At 48.3% G+C, this 20,616-nt stretch carries 19 protein-coding genes and 1 tRNA gene; 4 read left to right on the forward strand and 16 right to left on the reverse strand.

The window, feature by feature from the left end; genetic code table 11:
* Nucleotides 1-470 precede the first annotated feature (470 nt).
* From Q4488_RS14075 to Q4488_RS14140, 14 genes are all read right to left on the reverse strand, one after another.
* Nucleotides 471-1,001: a transposase gene (locus tag Q4488_RS14075; RefSeq protein WP_303581118.1), complete on the reverse strand. Its 531-nt coding sequence runs from the start codon at nucleotides 999-1,001 to the stop codon at nucleotides 471-473.
* 575 nt (nucleotides 1,002-1,576) lie between these two features.
* The gene (gene flgL, locus Q4488_RS14080; protein WP_303581119.1) at nucleotides 1,577-2,866 is read right to left on the reverse strand and encodes a flagellar hook-associated protein FlgL; all 1,290 of its coding nucleotides are present in this window, start codon (nucleotides 2,864-2,866) and stop codon (nucleotides 1,577-1,579) included.
* A gap of 12 nt (nucleotides 2,867-2,878) precedes the next feature.
* Nucleotides 2,879-4,912: a flagellar hook-associated protein FlgK gene (gene flgK / locus Q4488_RS14085; protein ID WP_303581120.1), complete on the reverse strand. Its 2,034-nt coding sequence runs from the start codon at nucleotides 4,910-4,912 to the stop codon at nucleotides 2,879-2,881.
* An 84-nt stretch (nucleotides 4,913-4,996) separates the two neighbouring features.
* Nucleotides 4,997-6,106 carry a flagellar assembly peptidoglycan hydrolase FlgJ gene (flgJ, locus tag Q4488_RS14090; RefSeq protein WP_303581121.1) on the reverse strand — a complete coding sequence of 370 codons (1,110 nt, stop codon included), beginning with the start codon at nucleotides 6,104-6,106 and terminating at the stop codon, nucleotides 4,997-4,999.
* 2 nt (nucleotides 6,107-6,108) lie between these two features.
* The gene (locus Q4488_RS14095; protein ID WP_303581122.1) at nucleotides 6,109-7,203 is read right to left on the reverse strand and encodes a flagellar basal body P-ring protein FlgI; all 1,095 of its coding nucleotides are present in this window, start codon (nucleotides 7,201-7,203) and stop codon (nucleotides 6,109-6,111) included.
* Nucleotides 7,204-7,222: 19 nt separating this feature from the next.
* Nucleotides 7,223-7,897 carry a flagellar basal body L-ring protein FlgH gene (gene flgH / locus Q4488_RS14100; RefSeq protein ID WP_303581123.1) on the reverse strand — a complete coding sequence of 225 codons (675 nt, stop codon included), beginning with the start codon at nucleotides 7,895-7,897 and terminating at the stop codon, nucleotides 7,223-7,225.
* A gap of 22 nt (nucleotides 7,898-7,919) precedes the next feature.
* Nucleotides 7,920-8,705, reverse strand: a complete 786-nt coding sequence (flgG, locus tag Q4488_RS14105; RefSeq protein ID WP_303581124.1) for a flagellar basal-body rod protein FlgG — start codon at nucleotides 8,703-8,705, stop codon at nucleotides 7,920-7,922.
* 36 nt (nucleotides 8,706-8,741) lie between these two features.
* Nucleotides 8,742-9,485 (reverse strand): flagellar basal-body rod protein FlgF, encoded by a 744-nt coding sequence (flgF, locus tag Q4488_RS14110; protein WP_303581125.1) that lies wholly within the window; start codon nucleotides 9,483-9,485, stop codon nucleotides 8,742-8,744.
* 163 nt (nucleotides 9,486-9,648) lie between these two features.
* Entirely contained in the window at nucleotides 9,649-11,592 is a 1,944-nt protein-coding gene (locus tag Q4488_RS14115) for a flagellar hook protein FlgE (RefSeq protein WP_303581126.1), read from the reverse strand.
* 15 nt (nucleotides 11,593-11,607) lie between these two features.
* Entirely contained in the window at nucleotides 11,608-12,282 is a 675-nt protein-coding gene (locus Q4488_RS14120; RefSeq protein ID WP_303581127.1) for a flagellar hook capping FlgD N-terminal domain-containing protein, read from the reverse strand.
* A gap of 29 nt (nucleotides 12,283-12,311) precedes the next feature.
* Nucleotides 12,312-12,746: a flagellar basal body rod protein FlgC gene (flgC, locus tag Q4488_RS14125; protein WP_303581128.1), complete on the reverse strand. Its 435-nt coding sequence runs from the start codon at nucleotides 12,744-12,746 to the stop codon at nucleotides 12,312-12,314.
* Nucleotides 12,747-12,748: 2 nt separating this feature from the next.
* A complete protein-coding gene (gene flgB / locus Q4488_RS14130) occupies nucleotides 12,749-13,150 on the reverse strand; it encodes a flagellar basal body rod protein FlgB (protein WP_303581129.1) in 402 nt (133 codons plus the stop codon).
* 469 nt (nucleotides 13,151-13,619) lie between these two features.
* The gene (locus tag Q4488_RS14135; RefSeq protein ID WP_303581130.1) at nucleotides 13,620-14,495 is read right to left on the reverse strand and encodes a protein-glutamate O-methyltransferase CheR; all 876 of its coding nucleotides are present in this window, start codon (nucleotides 14,493-14,495) and stop codon (nucleotides 13,620-13,622) included.
* Nucleotides 14,492-15,427 carry a chemotaxis protein CheV gene (locus tag Q4488_RS14140; protein WP_303581131.1) on the reverse strand — a complete coding sequence of 312 codons (936 nt, stop codon included), beginning with the start codon at nucleotides 15,425-15,427 and terminating at the stop codon, nucleotides 14,492-14,494. Before Q4488_RS14140 ends, Q4488_RS14135 begins: the two co-directional genes overlap by 4 nt.
* A 69-nt stretch (nucleotides 15,428-15,496) precedes the next feature.
* On the opposite strand from Q4488_RS14140, the gene flgA reads away from it, so the two are divergent.
* From flgA to Q4488_RS14160, 4 genes are all read left to right on the forward strand, one after another.
* A complete protein-coding gene (flgA, locus tag Q4488_RS14145) occupies nucleotides 15,497-16,198 on the forward strand; it encodes a flagellar basal body P-ring formation chaperone FlgA (protein ID WP_303581132.1) in 702 nt (233 codons plus the stop codon).
* Between the two features lie 119 nt (nucleotides 16,199-16,317).
* Nucleotides 16,318-16,641, forward strand: coding sequence for a flagellar biosynthesis anti-sigma factor FlgM (gene flgM / locus Q4488_RS14150; protein ID WP_303581133.1), 324 nt, complete (start codon nucleotides 16,318-16,320; stop codon nucleotides 16,639-16,641).
* Between the two features lie 6 nt (nucleotides 16,642-16,647).
* Complete coding sequence (locus Q4488_RS14155; RefSeq protein ID WP_303581134.1) at nucleotides 16,648-17,136, forward strand: flagella synthesis protein FlgN; 489 nt, start codon at nucleotides 16,648-16,650, stop codon at nucleotides 17,134-17,136.
* A 59-nt stretch (nucleotides 17,137-17,195) separates the two neighbouring features.
* Nucleotides 17,196-17,271: transfer RNA gene (locus tag Q4488_RS14160), tRNA-Arg, on the forward strand.
* 750 nt (nucleotides 17,272-18,021) lie between these two features.
* Here the strand turns inward: Q4488_RS14160 and Q4488_RS14165 are convergent.
* Nucleotides 18,022-19,323, reverse strand: a complete 1,302-nt coding sequence (locus Q4488_RS14165; protein WP_303581135.1) for an amidase — start codon at nucleotides 19,321-19,323, stop codon at nucleotides 18,022-18,024.
* Nucleotides 19,320-20,504, reverse strand: a complete 1,185-nt coding sequence (locus Q4488_RS14170) for a DUF1116 domain-containing protein (protein WP_303581136.1) — start codon at nucleotides 20,502-20,504, stop codon at nucleotides 19,320-19,322. Before Q4488_RS14170 ends, Q4488_RS14165 begins: the two co-directional genes overlap by 4 nt.
* Nucleotides 20,505-20,616: the final 112 nt, after the last annotated feature.

A 20,616-nucleotide genomic window follows, 5' to 3' on the forward strand; every position in this document is an offset into this window, starting at 1 on the left:
GATGATGTTTGGCTTGTAGATGGTTAATCGCGACGGGGGCGTCGCTCGCTACAAAGGCAGATATAAATCGTAGGGTGCCGGTGAGCCTTGCGAACCGCACCAAGCATGATATTTGGTACATTAAATCGCCACCGTATTAACACTACCACCGGTGCGGTTCATGCTTCACCACACCCTACATAACAACCCATCACGCCAACACAACGTAGGGTGCCGGTGAGCCTTGCGAACCGCACCAAGCATGATATTTGGTACATTAAATCGCCACCGTATTAACACCACCGGTGCGGTTCATGCTTCACCACACCCTACATAACAACCCATCACGCCGATACAACGTAGGGTGCCGGTGAGCCTTGCGAACCGCACCAAGCATGATATTTGGTACATTAAATCGCCACCGTATTAACACCACCGGTGCGGTTGATGAATTTTCACGCCGATAAACATAAACACCATTAACGCAATTATCATTCACCAACATCCAACGTTTCATCGCCATCCCAAGCCCAATTTTCTGAATAAATGCCGCGTTTTACATAGGAATGGAAGCTGGAATAAGGCCAATCGCACACACTTTCAACCCAACCGTGTTTCACGGGGTTCCAATGGATATATTCAATATGATGGCGTAAATCCCGCTCGTCTCTTATCAGATGTTCCCAATAACGGCGTTGCCAAATACCGCGTTCGCCGCGTTTAATACGGCTTTGGCTTCGCTTTTCGGTGGCGGGTATCGCGCGAGAGAAGTTCGCTTTAATCAATGCCCAGCGTTTTTGATAATCCGCATCATCGGGCGGTAGCGTCCAAAGGCAATGTAAATGATCGGGCAATATCACGATGGCATCTAGCGAAAAGGGGTATTGATGTTTAACGTTACGAAAAGCGGCTCTTAAAGCGCCGATTTGATTGATTAATAAATGTTGATGATAACGTTCGGCGCAATTCACCGTGAAAAAATACGTTCCACCTTGAACCTTTATTCGTCGATAATCGGGCATTCCTTGCCCTCCATTTGAATCATAATAAATTGATGATATTGGTTTGATCGACCATTCAGCGGTATGAAATTGATCGATTCATTGGCATAACCGTAGCAAATGATACCATTCCGCCGCTGATGCGGTTGATGAATTTTCGTGCCGGAATAACATTACCAACGGTGCGGTTCATGCTTCACCACACCCTACATAACAACCCATCACGCCAACACAACGTAGGGTGACGGTGAGCCCTGCGAACCGCACCAGATATTGAATCGCAACGGTGTGATGTTTTTGTAGGAGGCGTGCTGGCATGCCCCTTGGGTACCTCACGCCGATGATGTTTGGCTTGTAGATGGTTAATCGCGACGGGGGCGTCGCTCGCTACAAAGGCAGATATAAATCGTAGGGTGACGGTGAGCTTGCGAACCGCACCGGCAGATTAAACACATCAACATCATCGAACATCACCATCGGTGCGGTTGATGAATTTTCACGCCGGAATAACATCACCATCGGTGCGGCTCATACTTCACCGCACACGACATAATAAACCGATACGCTGGAACAACCTCTCCATCGCGGTTTCCGAGTTATCTTAGGTAATCAAAGAGGGATAATGAGGATATGCGGCTAAAGGTTGCCTGTGCTGCTTGTAGGGTCACTTCTTCTAAACTAAATTGACTGATCACATCGGCTAAATCGGCATCTTCCAATGACGATATCGCCGATTCCGTTTGTAGCTTAAAGTCTAAGTTTGAACTGCTCACATATTCTAGGCTTTTTAAACGCGACCCCACCACGGCTCGCGCTTCGATGTTACGTTCGGCGGCGGCTTCAAACTGATCTAAGCCCGTGGCGATCGCTTCATTGAATGCATCTTTATTAGCGGTGGTTAGCGGTGTTGCCAGCACATCGGCCAGGTCCATCGCTATATCCAATACATTCTTGGTTTCCGGCGTGACATTCACCTTAATCTCATTGGCGTTGGCTATATCGGCTGGGGCATTCAGTTCAAACTGCATGCCTAATAAATCAACCTGTAGCGGTGTCGTTGCTAGATCGCCAGCAGCAATATTGCTGAGGGGATTACCCGCGGCATCATTCACATATTGTCCGCCACTATCGATGACACTGTATGTGTATGCACCCGACGTTGGTTCGCTCACCTGAATAGTTAAGTCCCCCAAGCCGCGGGTCGCTGCTTGAAAACGTTGTTCTGCGGCACTATCGGCAAAGGCGGCATTGGTCACGAAGGGATCTGTCGCGGCAAGATTGGCATCATAGACAGCCTGACCGGTGAGATTTATTTGCAGATCGCCTTCTACCGCTTCAAACAGGAACTGCCCAGAATCATTGGAGGGCACAAACAGATCGCTACCGACTTGAATCGATCGCTGTCCCGCATCGCCATTATATTCATAGCGGCCGTTTGATAATTCGGTATACGGCTTGGTCGAGCCTTTGCTACCCGCGAAAAGGTATTCGCCTTCGGAATCCTGCGTATTCATCAAACCGGCAACATAGTCGGTGAGTTGATAGAGTTCCTGCGAGATCGATGCCCGATCCTGATCGGCCAACACACTACTCCCCGCCTGAACCGTCAACTCACGCATACGATCGACGGCGGTATTGATATCATCAAGAATCGTTTCTTCCATCTCTAGGCGACGGGTCGTGACATTGATATTGTCATCGTACTTTTCGTATTGCGCCAACTCTCGCTCTAACTTAACAATCTGCGCGGCGGCCACCGGATCATCGGAAGGGTTTAATAGCTTTTTTCCTGTCGATATTTGTTCTTGCAGACTGGCCAGTCGTGTTTGTGACTGCTGCATATTATTAATCGATGTCAGGTATTGTTGCTGGGTTGAGATACGCATGATCAACCTCCTCTATATGCTGCTTAGCAGACTATCAAAAATCGTTTGCGATACACTGATGAGCTGTGCAGACGCTTGATATGCCTGTTGAAATTGCACCAACTTCGCGGCCTCTTCATCCAAGTTAACACCGGATAGACTCGCTTTAGCGCTCTCGGTGGTCTCGAGTACTGAAAGATTGGCCGTGGCGGTAATCTGTGAATTGGCAGTACGGGTGCCGATACGCTCGACGAGACTACCATAGGCATCTTGATAAGAAGCCCCATCCATCACATCGGCAATTTGCAGGCTCGAAATCGCTAACGCATTGCTGTTATCTGAGACACCGTCTTGGTTAAACTCGAAACGAAAGCGATCACCGGCCATCGGCTGATTATTAATGGTAATCGCAAAGCCATCGACCTGAATCTCACTACCGGGGGTATAGGTCTGATTTTCCAGAGCAACGCTGCCGCTACCGGTATCCAGCTCAAACACTTGTGGATTATCCGGTTGGCTAATATCGTAGACGGTATAGCTTAATGGATCGCTATTGTTAAACACGATATCCAGCGGTGGATTAAGCGCGCCGGGTGTGGCAAAAGCATCGGCACTGCGATCGGTGATTGTCGTACTCGCCACGCCCGAGCCTTGATTTTGTGTATCGGCGGTCACCCTTAATGGCGAGGCGAGCGCTAGTTCGCGCCCGTCTTGAATCGCTAGTGACAAATCATCCGCACCGCTGCGTACCGGCTGAATCGCGAAACTATCGCCTTTACTAAAACCATTGGTCGTTTCAATGGTGACTTTGATACCATCAACGGCAAACGATAGAGATGAGCCATCGGTTGCCAGAAAATATTCACCCTGATCCACCGCGGCAATACCATCACTGGTTGTTGCACCCGTCTCTTGTGTCAGTTGATTCAGGTTAATGCGTTGACCATCGCTACTGCGCACCAGGGTGAATTGATTCTGACTGCCCACCATCAATTCATAATCGGTGGCTTGCAGCTCGGCAACCGCATCAATCTCTACCCGTGCCGTTGTCACGATCGCGTTGTTATCGGAGTGTGCGGTAATACGCTCCAGCTGTGATGACAGGTCATTCACATCTTTAAATAGATTGCCGCCAAATTCATTATTAAGATCGATACCCACCTGATGCTGAGCATTCATGCTGTCGGCAAAACTAATGGCGATGCGCCCTAGTTCATCACGCGCATCATTGAGTTCTTCATTACGGTATTGCAGCAAACCACCTAGCTTACCGCCACTGATCTCATCATCAATATTGGTCAGATTACCCGCGATTACCACCCCGACCTCTTTTTGCGTCGCATCGGGATCACCCTTGAGCGATACCACCTGATTAACCGATTGCCCAATCACCAATGGCTGACCATTACCGATAAAAATACTGTAATCACCGGAACTCTGATCAATCACCGTGACACCGACAATTTCGGCTAACTGATTGGTTAAGCTATCGCGTTGATCTTGTAGCTCGTTAACGGAGTTATTCGATGCTGACGCTAGGCTAATACGGCCGTTCAAATCGGCAATATTGGTCGCCAAACTAGTCACCTGACCGGCCAAGCTATCGACCATGCCATTGACTGTCTCATTTTGCCGTTGAATATTGGCATCGACATCGTTAAATCGCTGTACTAAGGATTCGGCCTGCGCAATAAATAGCTCGCGATTCGGTATTGAAACGGGGTCGTCTACCACATTCTGTAGCGCACTAAAATAATCATCCATCGACGCAGAGACACTGGTCGTACTGGAAGCTAGGGTATTGTCGAGCTGTTCGGCCAAGCCGGCAAATGTCGATGACTGATTATAAGCAGAGAGGTCGGTCCATAATTGTTGCGTCATAAACTGATCGGCGATGCGTTCAACATCGATGACATACACACCGCCCTGATCAACACGACTAACCAGATCGACTCGCTGACGGCTATAGCCATCGGTATTCACATTACTGATATTTTGGCCGACCGTCGCCAGCGCCGATTGATTCGACTGCAGCGCCTGAACACCAATATTCAACAAATTGGACATATTTAAACTCCCGGGAACACGCTATCGGCAAGGCAGGGAGCAGACAGGTTTCACCATGTTATCCCCCTCTATAGCGACCAATCATTAACTTTCTTTAGTGTCTGACTCAAGGTTACGTCCAGCCAACACATCCCCATCAAAAATACGACTTATCTTCTGCGCATACTCAGGATCGGTGGCATAACCCGCTTGCTGTAGGCCATTCAGGTAGTCATAGGGATCACCGGCCTGTTCGAGCGCCTGCTGATAGCGACTACTGTTCTGTAAAAAATCAGCGTAATCGCGAAAACTCTGTTCATAAGAGTCATACACGCGGAACGCGGCCCTCTCTTGTTGCGCAACACCATCACGAAATTCAACCGTGCCGACCTGTGCTTTTTCACCTTCCCAGCGACTATCGGCCTTAATATTGAACAGATTATGGCTCGTACCGCTGTCAGACGTTTGAATCACATACCGGCCCCAGCCGGTTTCTAGCGCCGCTTGCGCCAATAACACCTTAGGATCAACGCCCAGCTCGGCGGCGACATTCTCGGCTAAGGGCAACAGCGTCTCGACAAACTGTTCGGGGGTTTCAAAGCGCTGCGGTATCGAGGCGCTATCAACGTTATCGGCGCTCACCGTAGCCGCAGACACGGCTGAAGTTGACTCGGTGGCATCCGTCGCGGCCAATACCGATGTACTGTTCGTTATCTCACTCGCCGAGACAACATCCGCCGCCGTCGCCTCTTCAAGCGCTTGACTGTTCGCCTGAGCCCGACCCAAAATAGCCGAGGCCGCCATACTCGCGGCACTATCCACGGTGCGATTTAACAGCCGTTCAGAGGAAGATAGTGGCATTAAGCGATTATCTTCTTCCTCATTTGCGATACGCGGATCAACCTGACCACCCAACTGCCGTACCAATATTTCGGCTAAACCAAAGCCTTTATTTTCGGCGATCTCTTTGGTCAACTGGGTATCACCCATTTGTTGATAAAACTCCACCTGAGGGCTATTGAAATAACTGTCTTCGGAAAAGCTAGCATTCGCTTCGCGCATACTTTTGACCAACATATTCAAAAACAGCTGTTCAAACTGTTCAGCCACCCCTTGCAGCGCCGCCGGATCGTTATCCTTTGCCTGCTGCCGCAACTTGTTCATTTCACCTAATTCGGTGTAGAGCTGAGCGTGTTGACTCGCATCGGTTTTCATTATCAGATCACTATCAATTCGGCTTTCAGGGCACCGGCTTGTCGCAAGGCTTCGAGAATGGCCATCAGATCACCCGGCGCCGCCCCCACCTGATTAACAGCTTCAACAATATCCTGCAATGAAGCGCCCGGAGAAAATTCAAACATATGACCACTCCCCGCATCCACCTCAATTCCGGTGCGCGGCGTGACGACGGTATTACCTGCGGCCAACGCATTAGGCTGATCAACGACCAAGTCTTCGGTGATGGCGACGGTCATCCCGCCATGGGTTATCGCTACCGGCGATACACGCACATTCTGACCAATAATAATGGTGCCGGTACGTGAGTTAATAATCACCTTAGCCACTTCTTGGGCGGGCTGTACTTCCAAATTTTCCAACACCGATAAAAATGATACCCGCTGATTCGGATCACGAGGGGCCGACACGCGTATCGAGGTTGCATCCATCGCCTGCGCCATGCCCGGCCCCAACAAGCTATTCACCTGCTCGGCCACACGTCGCGCCGTGGTAAAATCGGCATGATTAAGATTCAACACCAGACTATCACCCTGCCCAAAGGCATTGGGCACCGTCCGTTCCACCGAGGCACCACCGGGTATACGTCCGACACTGGGCACATTAAGTGATAAGCGTGATCCATCCGAACCCTGCACACCAAATCCTGAGACAACTAAGTTACCCTGTGCAATTGCATAAATTTGACCATCGGCACCTTTCAACGGTGCCATAATCAAACTACCACCGCGCAGACTCTTAGCATCGCCAATGGTTGATACGGTAACATCGATCATCTGACCCGGCTTAGCAAAAGGCGGCAGATCGGCATGCACCGCCACCGCAGCAATATTTTTTGAAGAGGGATCGGTACTCGGCGGAATCGCCACACCGAAATTATTCAACATATTGCGAAAGGTGGCCGAGGTAAACGAGGTTTTATCCCCCGTGCCATCGAGACCGACAACCAGACCATAACCCACTAATTGGTTACTTCGCACCCCTGCCACTGAGGTCAAATCTTTGATGCGTTCGGCATTAGCCGTGCTGCTCAACAACAACCCGATCAACGCCAGTATGCAGAAACGATTCATCATTTTTCTCCGTTTCATCCGCTTAAAATGGCCACAGCGGGCCGATAAAGAATTTTGACAGCCAACCCATCGAGTTAGAATCATTCAGTGCACCCGAACCACTGTAGGTGATACGCGCATCGGCTAACTGAGTCGAGTTCACGGTATTACTCGACGAGATATCCTGAGGCCGAATCATGCCGCTGACGCGAATATATTCATCGCCCTGATTGAGCGTTAACCACTTTTCACCCTTAACGATCATCAATCCGTTAGGCAATACTTCATGCACGGTCACGGTAATATCGCCATCGAGACTATTGCTCATATCGGATGACCCTTCACCATCAAACTCCGTATCAGAATCACCGCTATCATAATTTAACGGTCGCCCCATGACCGACGCCTGCTGTCCAAAAATAGTCGGCGCCGCAATCGTCTGCGAACTGGTCTTATCGATTGAGGTTTTATTGCTCTTACTTGAAGAGGTGCTTTCTTCCAACACCACCGTAATGATATCGCCGACTCGATGTGCACGACCATCACCATACAAATTATTACTCGTTGCCGCATTGAAGATCGAACCGGTAACTTCACGCGGGGCCTGCATCGCTTGAGCTCGCACCGGCGCAAAGTGAGGGTTATCCGGCTTTGGCACGGTGCTAGAACATCCGCCTAAAATAAACACGGCGGTCAGCATGGCTAAGCGTAATTTCATCGGTTATCTCCTCAACTCAGGTTTACAGGTTTTGTGTCACATAGGACAACATCTGATCCGCCGTGGAGATGACTTTTGAGTTCATTTCATAGGCTCGCTGAGTGGTGATCATATTCACCAGTTCTTCAACGGCATTCACGTTCGAACCCTCCAACATCCCTTGTCTTAGCTGCCCCGTGCCACCTTCACCCGGATTGGATAAAGTCGCATTACCACTAGCCGCTGTTTCAATATAGAGATTTTGACCAAAGGATTGTAGCCCCTGAGGGTTAGCAAAATCCGCCAATTGCAACTGACCGATCTCTTGTGGTGTGGCATCGCCCTGCACCACCACGCTGACAACGCCGTCAACGCCAACCGTCATCGACTGTACTTCATCGGGCAGGGTTAGGCCGGGCTCCAAGATATACCCTTCGGAGGTAACGATTTCATTATCAGCATTTAACTGAAACTGTCCGTGACGGGTATAACCGGTATCGCCGTTAGGCATGGTAATCGGCCAAAAGCCGCGACCTTCGATAGAGATATCGAAAGATTCACCGGTTGTTTCTAACTCACCCTCCTGAAACAGCTTTTGTGTACCTGCCACTCGTACACCCGAACCAAGCTGCAAGCCGGACGGTAACTGTGAATCATCGGCGGTCTGTGCACCGGGCTGTCGCTGAATCTGATACATCAAATCTTCAAAAACCGGACGATCTTTTTTAAAGCCAACGGTACTGACGTTGGCCAAGTTGTTGGAAATGATTTTCAGGGAGGTATCCTGCGCACTCAAACCTGTTTTGGCTACAAAGAGAGCTCCATGCATACTTATTCTCCAGCTGTTTTAAAGTTCATTATTCGATTATTGAAGTGACAGTATCTGTGTCGCGGCAGAGGAGTTCTCTTCTGCGGTTTTCATCATTTTCACATGCATCTCAAACTGACGTGCCAGATCGATCACGGAGGTCAGTTCGGATATCGAGTTAACATTACTCGATTCTAAAAAACCGGAACGCAGTTTCACACCCGCTGCCGCTTCCAGCGGCTGATTATTGCCGCTATGCATCATGCCATCGACGCCCTTCACTAACTCAGCGTTATCGGGATTCACCATCTTAATACGATCCAGAATCGCTAACTCACTGGCCGTATCACCCGCGGGGCGAATGGTAATGGTGCCATCACCGCCAATATCCAGCTGTTCAAAAGGGGGTAAGGTAATCGGTATACCGCCATTACCCATCACTTGTTGACCCGACTGCGTCACCAACTGATTTAAACTGTTAATCTGTAACTCGCCCTGACGGGTATACGCTTCATTGCCGTCGGCATCGACAACGGCTAACCAGCCATCGCCATCAATGGCAACATCCATGGCACGGCCGGTTTGCATCAATGTGCCACTCGACATATTCGTCCCGGGACGTTCTGCCATGGCGTAGACTCTGGAATCATAGCCATCGCCTTCAACCTGCATCGCCCGCGCCTGAGCGAAGTCAGCCTTGAAGCCGGTGGTGGTTGCATTCGCTAAGTTATTCGCGTGAGCTTGTTGCGAACGCATATTTTCCCGTGCGCCACTCATTGCCAGATACAACACTTTGTCCATTGAATACCCCGTTTGCCGCCTTCACGCTAAAACGGTCAGAGATTGCCGCTTTAGTGGTTTAAATTCACTAACAGGTAAAATGCAATGCTTGTGCCAACCTTTCACACAGACGCAAAAAAGGCGACCGAGGCCGCCTTTTTATGAACTGCACTAGCGTGTTATATCAGATCTGCAAGATGGCCTGCGTCACGGTATTCAAGGTTTCCAGCGTCTTAGAGTTCGCCTGGAAATTACGCTGCGCTTCAATCAACCGTACTAATTCGGTCGACAGATCAACGTTTGATTGCTCCAACGCGGCAGAACGCAAGCTACCATTCAAACCGGTACCCGGCGGGTTAAGCACCGCGCTACCGGAAGTCAGCGTTGCCGTCCACTCGGTATCGCCAGAGGGCTGTAAGCCCGACTGATTTTCAAAGGTGGCAAAGGCGACCACACCTAAATTTTGCGTCTCACCGTTAGAGAAGCTCGCCACCATTTCACCGGTTTCGGCAAAACTGACACCGATCAGATCCCCTTTAGTGTAACCATCCTGAGAGGAGGCTTTAACAATCGATGCGGAAGCAAACTGAGTACTATCCGATAAATCGAGATCGATGATCGTTTCAGTATTGGCAGGGTCCGCACCTTTAACACTCAAGGCCGGGGCCGAAGCCCCTTCAGCAAAGCTCGTACCGTTAACACTATTCAAAAAACCCGTAGTGGGATCAAAGCCAAGCATCACCGAGCCGACTTCACTCAAGGTTTCATCACTATCAATAGAAAAACCCGTTTCTCCTGGATCCACGCTCTTACCGATATCCAGCAACTCAGTACTATTGAGATAAGCATACATCTGATACTGACCGCGGTAGCCATTATCACCCTCATAGGTGTCATCGAGATTAGCCGTTAATACTGGGGTCGTTGATGCACCGGATTCGGTGACACTAAATTCAGAGCCAATATTGCCGTATTCCGCTTTAAAGCGAACATCCAACTGAAACACGCCACCCTCTTCAACCACCGTCACCGATTCAACATTCGGGTTGCGATCTTTAATATCGGTCTGTCTGGCTGCAATCAGATCGGCAATACTATTCAGTGTCGGCACCGTCGGCGAGGTTGAAATATCGATCGACACACCGCCAATATTCAGTTCGGTATCCGCATCCGGAATTGCCAAGGTATACGCGTAATTCTCATTCGAGTCACGCTCAGTCACGGTCGGCGAAATCTCGATACCCGCATTATCGTTAACCTGCATGTCGCCATAACTACTGTATTTCGAATAGGTCTCAAAGCTAACCGTGCCCACGCCGGTGGTGGTATCCCCTGTAAAAGTCAGCGTTGATGCATCGATACGTTTATCGGTATTCGATAAGGAATCAATATCCGCTTGACTCAAAAAAGAAGGACTATTGGCCGCATCAAGGTTGAGTTCGACACCACTGATAGTCACAGGCATTGTCACATCAACATCATAGACATCACGCACAGGCCGCTGCTCGACCATATTGTACTTAATGGTATTTTCATTACCGAGACTATCAAACGTCCGCACCGTGGTGCTGTAGGTAAACGATGCTGGCTCGTCTTTATCATACGGTGTGCTCAACAGTGTCGCATCGGCAGCATCATTGATATTAAACGATAAACCAATATTATTCGTTGCTTGTGGCGGGCTCTCTTTTTGATCCACCGACAAGTTTTGAATCGGCAGACGGTTGCCTTCGGTGTCTAGCCCATAGCCTTGCAAATACTTGCCTGTTTTGGAGACGATATAACCATCTTTATCCAGCTCGAAGGCACCGGCACGGGTATATGTGGTGCCACCCTGTCCATCATCCAACTGGAAGAAGCCCGAACCATTGATGGCCAAATCCAAATTGTTACTGGTAAATTCAGTGGTACCCGCTTCAAAATTTTGCGCGATATCCGTTACCGTCACACCGGAGCCCGCCACATTACTGGAACCTGCACCCACAACGGCCGTTGCATAGATATCACCAAACTCAGTACGCGAAGACTTAAAGCCTACAGTGCTGGAGTTCGCGATGTTGTTACCGGTTACATCAAGATCAGTGGATGCCGCTTTCAGACCTGTTATCGCAGTATTAAAACCCGCCATGATACTTTCTCCGATTTACCCTATTCGTTTGACATCACTAAAGTCGACTGAGCCGGCATCGGTATTCACTGTCATCCCAATGCCGTTTTGTCCCAGCGTGACGCTATTGACGTTGTAAGCAATATAACTGCTCGCTGTTTCGTAGTTACCATCAACCTGCGCCTGCGCTACTACGCGATAGTCGCCGGCCGGACGATCACCCGCACTCCAGACGAAGTACTGATCACCCGCACTTTGACTGCCCATCTCGACTTCATCGATCAAATTATTATCACTGTCATAGATAGAAACCCGTAGATTTTCTGTACTCACGGGTAACTCAACGACACCGCGAATCTCGCCGGATTCGGCCACCTTAGCGATATCCGTTTGAGCGTAGATATCCTGACCAATCATCGACGAAGCTTGTAAGGCCGCCTGACTAGACAGCAGCGAATTAGACATCGTCTCCATCGTGGTATTCAGCTTGGCGATATTTTCCACCGTACTCATACTGGCGATCTGCTGCATAAACTCGCTGGTTTCGGCCGGACTGGTCGGGTCTTGGTTTTGTAGCTGCGCAATCATCAGCTTCATGAACATTTCGCTATCTTCGCTACTACTGGTCGTTGTCGAAGTTGCGCTACTCTGATTCTGCGCATTGATCTGATCGTAGATCGATTGCGTTCCTGAAACGTCGTTAACACTCATATCATATACCTCACATCAGGCTCCTGAGCTTACTGCCCCAGTGTCAGCGCCCGCTGCATCATCTGTTTGGCTGTATTCATGATCTCAGCATTAATCTGAAAAGAGCGTGACGCCGAGATCATATCCGCCATCTCTTCAACAACATTCACATTGGGGTAGTAGACATAGCCCTGCTCATCTGCCATCGGATGATCTGGGTTATATTCATGTCGCAATGGCGCATCGCTTTCCACAATCCCAGAAACCTCGACACCCTGCCCCGCCTGTACACCCAGCGGCGCATTGCCCGGCTGAATATCATTCAATTGTTTTAACTCAAATACAGGCTTGCGCGCACGATAGGTTTCATCAGCACTGCTGCTGACACTCTCGGCATTGGCCATATTACTGGCGGTGGTATTCAGTCGCACGGTCTGTGCGCTCATCGCTGAACCCGCTATATCAAACACATTACCTAGAGACATGATTACTCACCCTTAATGGCACTACTGAGGCCTGTAAATTTATTATTCAAAAACTGAAACGAAGCCTGATAATCAATCGCATTTTCTGTATACCGTGCCATCTCCGCCTGAACATCCACGGTATTACCATCGACACTCGGCTGACTGGGAATCCGATACATTAACTCCGATGCAAAATCGGCGTTAATCAAACCACTGCTGTGTCCCTCACTGGTGCGACTCATTGTTAGAGGCTGCTGCCCACCCTGAACACCTTGCAAAACACTTTCGAAATCGATATCTCGAGCTTGATAATTCGGCGTATCACTGTTGGCGATATTATTCGCCAAAATTTCAGCGCGCTTAACTCTCACGTTGACGGCCTGTTCATGAATTCCCAGTGCTTTGTCAAAGCTAATCGCCATCGGTTTGCCTCAAAATATTTAGTTACTCTGATAATGCAAAAGCAGTACCACAAATAAAATAACCCTTAAATTCATACAGTTAAAATAAAACTTCGAGATAAGCGGCAACCCTTGTCCGGCTATCAGCGGCAAAGCGGCAAGCTAAACAGATAGGCGGCAATAAGCGCAAATATCAGATTTGAATCAAGTTATTAAGGCGATACTTGCCAGAGGATAGCACCTCTCTCAAAGAGGCTAGGTAGCGGCAGAAAGGGCCAGCATCGATGATGTGGTGCGGATTTTAGTGACTGAAAGGCCCGTATAGAGGCATCGACATGAGCAGACTTAATGGCGCAGTTTGATGGCGTTGAATCAGGGCGTTTTCGAGATGTGCGTGGCCGACATCACCTACCTCAGCCAAACAGCCCATGACGGTAGTCAAAACAGAACCATAAGACAACGCGGCAGTCGATGCTTTTTATACCCTGATCTATCGCGCTTTATAAATGATACCCGGGCGACAGTGAATCATTTCATATAACGGCTGCAGATCTCCAATAGATTCCGATGCCCCTAGCAGTAAATAACCGCCGGGTTTAAGGCTCTTATGAATTTTGGTTAGGATATCGCGCTTTCGCTCTGTCGAGAAATAAATCAACACGTTACGACAAAAAACAATATCACAGGAGCTGATACCGGCACACGTTCCCAGTAGATTAAGCTCTCGGAAGGATACTCGGTTTTTAATCTTAGGCATGAGCGTCCACGCCTCTTGCCGACTGGGGACAAAGAACTTTTTTAATCGTTCTTGCGATAAGCCCCGTCCAAGCGCAAGCATCTCATATTCCGCCGCACGCGCCTGCTCTAGAACATGCGTAGAGATATCAGTGGCGATAATCTCTTCCCCTAGCCTAAAGGCACCGGGATTTTCGTGCTTAAACTCATCAATAATCATACTGATGGAGTAAGGTTCCTGCCCAGTCGAACAGGCTGCCGACCAGATTTTTAACCGCTGAGAGTTCATATTAACGGCCAGTTCAGGCAGTAACTTTTCTTTTAAAATCGTATAGGGATGAATATCGCGAAACCACAGCGTCTCATTCGTGGTCATGGCATTAATGACGCGCTCTTTAAGACAGCTATTACCGGGACGAGTCAGCACCACAATGAGTTGACCGAGTGAACCATATTCGCCTTCAATAAGAATTTTACCTAAGCGACTTTCAACCAGATATTGCTTATGTTCGGCCAATAAAATACCACAAGCATTCTCTAGATAATGACAAAACTGATCAAACTCTGCCTGTGTGATGCTTATTTTATTATCCTTCAGCTCTCTACCCTCATTCAAGGTTGAATGACTCACCCCTTTATCGATTCCATGCGCTTAACAACCGCTTCAGCCAACTCATCGGGGTTAAACTTACCAATAAAGGCATCCGCCCCGACTCGCTTTACCATCGCCAGATTAAAACGACCACTCAAAGAACTATGCAGCATAACATACAAAGACTTCAGCCGAACGTCCTCGCGTATATGCTTAACCAAGGTATACCCATCCATTTGCGGCATCTCAATATCGGAAATAACCATCAAGAAGGTATCGGTTAACTTCTGTTCTGTATCAGCCAACTGCAACAACATATCCAGCGCGGCTTTACCATCATTAGCCGTGGTCACTTTGATATTCAAATTTTCTAGGGCTTTTTTAACCTGCGTTCGAGCAACACTCGAATCATCCACCACCAAAATGCGATACTGCGCGGCACTCTTTTTCACACTCTCGGTAATCACTGTCGACTTCACTTCAGTGCTTACCGGAATAAGATCAGCCAGTACCTGTTCGACATCGAGAATTTCAATTAAGCCACCGTCGTACTGCACCACCGCCGTCAAATAATTCTTTTCATTGGTTTCGATAGGCGGCGGACTGACCTGATCCCACTTGGCGGGCAGAATACGATCGACATTACGCACCAGAAACGCTAACACGCGACGGTTATACTCCGACACAATTAGAAAGCAATTTAAACGTTCGCTAGCATCCACCGGCGCACCACCAATCGCCTGAGAGAGATCGATCACCGGGATGGTTTCACCACGAATATGCGCTAACCCTTTCAACGCAGTGGTCTGCTTAGGAATACCCGTCAACTCCGGACAGGTAAGTACCTCACGAACCTTAAATACATTGATGCCATACACTTGATCATCATTAAGACCAAACAAAAGCAGTTCAAGACGGTTTTGTCCCGCCATATTGGTACGTTGGTTTACAGTACTGTTTATACCTGACATGATGCTCTCTGTACTAAGCGTTACCTGAACATTGCTTACTTTATTGCAATGTGAACTTTCGGATTCAGCGTGAAAAAATATATATTCTCTACAATAATCACACTTATAGCGATGTTCGCCCTGCCCGTAAAGAGCGCACTCGCGGAAGCCCCCTCCTCCGTCAGCCAAAAAGCACAACAACAGCTAGAAAAACAGTATCAGATTATTAACCCGATGGCTCGCACCATTGTCAAAGTAAAGCCTTTAGCCAAGGCGCTCGATCAGCGACGCTGTGATAGCCCAATCACCATTATTCATAAGCCTGGCAGGGCAAATCGAATATCAGCAAAAGCGGTTTGCGATCACCCTGCATGGACGATTTTTATCTCCGCCACCGTAGAACAATGGCAGCCGGTTGCCATCACCAGCAGAGCATTAAGTAAAGGCACCATTTTGGGTGACTCTGATGTTTATCTAAAGACATTTGATACCCGACGCTTAACATCGCCCTACTTTACCAACCCCGGAGAACTCATCGGTCGAGAGCTAAAACGTTCGATTGTAGCGAATCAGGTGATCTCTCCTTCACAGGTTGAAAAGAAATTACTCATCCGTAAAGGCGATGTTGTCTATATCCAAGCCAACAAAGGCCCCATGTCGGTACGCATGACCGGCACCGCTCAGCAAGATGGTTCATTAGGCGAACAAATACCGGTTATCAACAATCGCTCAGGCAAAAAAGTGTATGGCTATGTCAAAAGCCAAGGCGTGGTCTCTGTAAGCCATCACTAAATCGCATCTCGCAGGCAGATATTTGAACTGCTATACTGAGGCCATATTTTTACAAATAAAGTTAAAGTTCTCTTTCGACTCGCCGATAGCTGTGTACAGAACAGCATGAGGACCAGAAAATGGTTATTGATATCACGGGTTTAACGTCGTCATCTCAGGCGACTAGCTCTCGTGCCAAAGCAAGTGAACAAACGGCTACTGAGAGTAGTAAAACGCAATCGCAATCAACACCGACAACAGAAACCTCCGTTTCTTCCGGTGTTAGTTTGAGCGATGCGGCTCAGGCTGTGCAAAAAAGCGCCGGCCTAGTGGTGGAAGAAGGTATCTCTGTTAACGAGCAAAAAGTCGCCGAACTGAAAGCCGCCATCGATAATGGCAGTTATCAGATTGATTATGAGAGCACAGCTCGCAACTTACTCCAAATCGAAAGCTTGTTGGACTAATCACTCGTGACCGCACTGCCGCCACTCGATCAGATCAATGCCCTGACCTCTCAGGGCATTAGTTTTCTCTCGACGTTGAATGAACTTCTCGATGCGGAGCATCTCGCGCTTCAACAACGTGATATTACTCAGCTACAGTCACTGGTCGAGCAAAAGACAGCCACCTTGCAACAGCTTGAAGAAAACAATCAGGCCCGCAATCAACTGTTTAGCGCCGCTAACATTACCCCGAATAAAGCCGGATTATTAAACTATCAGTCTCAACTGAGCGAATCACAAGCGCTATCGTTTAAGACACTTTGGAGTGAACTCGAACAGATACTGCATCAAGTGAATGATAAAAATAAACGTAACGAAATTATCATCACTCGCAACAGCCGTAATCTAGAACAACTGATGAGCATCATCCGAGGGCAGAATCAGAAAAACACCCTCTATAATCAAAGCGGTAACAAAGGTAACTATGCTGCTCAAAACAGCCTAGGAAAAGCCTGATTTTTTTATTATTTCCTCGTGACCTCACGCCCTAGAACAAGTAGAATTCACGCCACTGTCTCCCCGTAGTTCAACCGGATAGAATAGGGCCCTCCTAAGGCTTAGATAGAGGTTCGAGTCCTCTCGGGGAGGCCAGCACCCTGCCTCTATAATTGTTTGATATTTTGCATATTTTTGACGCTACTCTCAAACATACCTCAATAAAGTGTCACACTAGAACGTCAGTATGTAGAAAATCATCCACAGCCCACTAACAGACGCAGCAGCGACTATTTCAGACAGCAAATTCATCACTGTATCGACAATATCTAGCCCAATGAAACCTAAGAATCAGCCTGAGAGCTAAAACACTCGAAACGCGATAATACGCCTAAGTAAGGTGCGAATAAGTCAATTACGCCTCTGGCTTACAGAGAAGCTGGAGATCAAGTCAACCGTTACAGGCATACTGGTTGTACGTCGAAAAATGTTAACGCTGAGATCCTGCTTCTCTGAAAGCCCCGAAGGGCGGACATTAGAATGGTCATCTACTTTGTCAGCCAGCTTGAAAAGGTCCAGACATTTCGCTGCACTGACTTTCGCGTATCTGGCCATTCTAATGTTCGCAGAGAACATAACGGACTTATTCGTACCTTCCCTAACCTTCCGGCGGCGACTTTCCAACACGTATTTGACTGAATCGATCGCATAATGGATAACGATATTAATCAACTAGATTCGAGGCTACTCAGCAGAAAACAGGGCTCAGTCTCCGAACAATCTCGGCCTTAAGCCCTTTCCCGTACACTTTTTCCTCTTACGCTTTTGAAAGACATCGACTTTCACCTTAAAGCTCTTTCAGTCAAGCCATATGATGTTGTCTATCCGTCAATACATAGCAATGACTTAAACAATACATCCTTCAGCCCAACGAGACAGAGCCAACAACTGATCATCCTCTCGAGCACGACCAATCAACTGCAATCCCAGTGGCAAACCTTGCTCATCGGTGATGCCAGGCAAGGTAACGACGGGCAATCCGAGTACTTGCCAAGGTCGACTCATATGCGGCTGACCCGTTGCTTCATGACCCATAGGCGCTACACCTGGTGCAGCAGGAGCCAGTATTGCATCGATACCTAAATGATCAGGATTAGACCAGAGCCAACGACCAATTTTCGCGACGGCCTCTAACGATTCAAGATAACTTTCTCGCGTCATCTCACGTCCTTGCTCAAATAACTGTAGCAAAGCTGCAGAAACCTGTTCAGGATGTTCAGCTTCATAGCTCAGATTACGGACGACTTCCCAAGCCATAATATTACGATGATGCTCAACTAAACGACGCATCAGATCACAACTATGCATCTCAACCATTTCAGCCCCTTCCTGCTGTAAACGATCACTGAACTGTTGCATCGCAAGATTCATGGCAGAATCACTTTCACCCACCGCACTACCTTGACACACTAAAATACGGTATGGACGATCAGGCTTAACCGAGGGCTTCAGTGGCTGTAATAATAAGATACTGCGTAGCAGCTCAATATCGTCCACTCGACGCGCAAACAAGCCCAATGAATCGAGTGATTGAGCTAAAGGCTGCGCACCCCGCAAAGAGTATTCGCCTCGACTACCGACATAACCTACAACACCACAATAAGCGGCAGGGCGAATAACAGATGCGGCGGTTTGAGACCCTACTGCAACTGGCACCATAAAATCAGCAACAGCGGCAGCAGAACCACTCGACGATCCACCTGGAGTACGATCAAGATCCTTCGGATTACGCGTTTTACCTGGTTTAAAATAGGCAAACTCTGTCGTCACTGTTTTACCTAATACGATACCACCCGCCTGCATCAGTAGATTGACACAGCTGGCATTATCGACGGGCTGCCGTCCTTGGTGAATAGGTGATCCCATCTCTGTTGGCATGCAACATGTATCAATAATATCCTTGATACCAATGGGCAACCCTTTCAGCACACTCGCTTGATAAAATGCCTTTTGTTGCTGATATTTTTGCAGGTATTCTTCTCTAGACAACAGAAATTGCCAAGCCCCGACTTCCATTTCGCGGGCTTCAATCTGATCGTAATAGGCGTTAATCAGATCTTCGGCAGTACAATCACCGGCGGCGATCAGCTTTAACGCCTGACTTAAACTCTGTACTTTAAGATCGGTTTTTGATGTTTGATCACTCATAATCCGGCCTCTTGCAACACTTGACGGAAAAAGCTGACCGGCACATCGGCTACACCGCCGCCGATACGACCCACTTCGCCACGATCTTCTATCATCCCCAACACCACCATTGGACCACCTTCATGATCGACAACTTGACGGGCACAAGTCATAGCAGGACGACCACCAAACCCAGCAAGAGAAGCCGTTAACGCTTTGTCTGGTCGGTTCAGAGCATCTTCAGGTAGATAATCTTTAAGGCCGTTATAAGATGCCGGCGCAGTATTCAACACTTGACCACCTAAACCAATGAAATCGACAACGGCACTGTCACCGATTGCGCCAACCGCGGTACGCCCAGCATATGCAGTTTCGACCGCCCCTTTCACTTCAGGCGCAGGCATCGTGAACCAAACACCAGGTTTCGTCGCAATCTGAACACCAAAGTCATGGCCATTCCCGCCCGCTTTAGTAATCAAAGACGCCCCTTCGACACCTTCGGCCACAGACATCATTAAGCTACTCGCGGCCATCCAAACATTGAGCGCAAAAGCCATTGCACCCTTTAAAAACGTTTCGATAGCTTCTGGCACATCATTATCATCAACCTTAAACAGCCAATCAGCTAACAATGCAGACCCTGCGATGGTGCGTCCATGACAATCGTCACCCTCGTTTAAGGCCGCTTCAATAATGGGTAACAGGTCGATTGGTGTTAATAATCGGGGTTTGATCCACTCACTCAACTCACCATTCAACCAAGTTAAATGCCCTTGAAGTTCAGGGTCTAACTTACCTAAACGGGTACAGTGCACCATACCTTCATTTAATACTGAATATTTACGCGCGCTAGGATTATTAGCATCCACGATAACCATTAACTGCATTGAAGGAGAAACAACTCCAGCTAACGGTACGACTATATTATGATCCTGCGCCGAAGCGATTTTAATCTGTCCCTGCAAAATCAGGTCTTTAGCTTGTGCATAAGTCTTAGCCCATCCCTCCCATACGGCTCCAACACAAAGGGAATTCATGACGGGAGCGGGAATTATGTCGACTGAGCTAAAAGGAGGGCCAGCGTACAGCAACACATTCTTTTGCTCAGCGACAACATCGCTCACTTGGCACATGCCAACCCATTGAGGACGACACTCTGAAACCCGATCAAATGCGAGCTGATCAGCAGCGGATAACAACATAAGGGGACTCTCCTAACAAGAATGCCATCAACTAAGATGGCATTCATATAAATGATAAAAATATGAAGTAGAAATTACTTAACGACTACTCAGTAATGACCAAAAACTTAAG

The organism is Amphritea sp. 1_MG-2023 (assembly GCF_030547545.1).
GTDB lineage: Bacteria > Pseudomonadota > Gammaproteobacteria > Pseudomonadales > Balneatricaceae > Amphritea.

Bases quoted from the DNA above. Each gene is read 5' to 3' on its own strand.
- Q4488_RS14075 (WP_303581118.1), bottom strand. From the start codon at position 1,001: ATGCCCGATTATCGACGAATAAAGGTTCAAGGTGGAACGTATTTTTTC.
- flgL (WP_303581119.1), bottom strand. From the start codon at position 2,866: ATGCGTATCTCAACCCAGCAACAATACCTGACATCGATTAATAATATG.
- flgK (WP_303581120.1), bottom strand. From the start codon at position 4,912: ATGTCCAATTTGTTGAATATTGGTGTTCAGGCGCTGCAGTCGAATCAA.
- flgJ (WP_303581121.1), bottom strand. From the start codon at position 6,106: ATGAAAACCGATGCGAGTCAACACGCTCAGCTCTACACCGAATTAGGT.
- Q4488_RS14095 (WP_303581122.1), bottom strand. From the start codon at position 7,203: ATGATGAATCGTTTCTGCATACTGGCGTTGATCGGGTTGTTGTTGAGC.
- flgH (WP_303581123.1), bottom strand. From the start codon at position 7,897: ATGAAATTACGCTTAGCCATGCTGACCGCCGTGTTTATTTTAGGCGGA.
- flgG (WP_303581124.1), bottom strand. From the start codon at position 8,705: ATGCATGGAGCTCTCTTTGTAGCCAAAACAGGTTTGAGTGCGCAGGAT.
- flgF (WP_303581125.1), bottom strand. From the start codon at position 9,485: ATGGACAAAGTGTTGTATCTGGCAATGAGTGGCGCACGGGAAAATATG.
- Q4488_RS14115 (WP_303581126.1), bottom strand. From the start codon at position 11,592: ATGGCGGGTTTTAATACTGCGATAACAGGTCTGAAAGCGGCATCCACT.
- Q4488_RS14120 (WP_303581127.1), bottom strand. From the start codon at position 12,282: ATGAGTGTTAACGACGTTTCAGGAACGCAATCGATCTACGATCAGATC.
- flgC (WP_303581128.1), bottom strand. From the start codon at position 12,746: ATGTCTCTAGGTAATGTGTTTGATATAGCGGGTTCAGCGATGAGCGCA.
- flgB (WP_303581129.1), bottom strand. From the start codon at position 13,150: ATGGCGATTAGCTTTGACAAAGCACTGGGAATTCATGAACAGGCCGTC.
- Q4488_RS14140 (WP_303581131.1), bottom strand. From the start codon at position 15,427: ATGTCAGGTATAAACAGTACTGTAAACCAACGTACCAATATGGCGGGA.
- flgM (WP_303581133.1), top strand. From the start codon at position 16,318: ATGGTTATTGATATCACGGGTTTAACGTCGTCATCTCAGGCGACTAGC.
- Q4488_RS14165 (WP_303581135.1), bottom strand. From the start codon at position 19,323: ATGAGTGATCAAACATCAAAAACCGATCTTAAAGTACAGAGTTTAAGT.
- Q4488_RS14170 (WP_303581136.1), bottom strand. From the start codon at position 20,504: ATGTTGTTATCCGCTGCTGATCAGCTCGCATTTGATCGGGTTTCAGAG.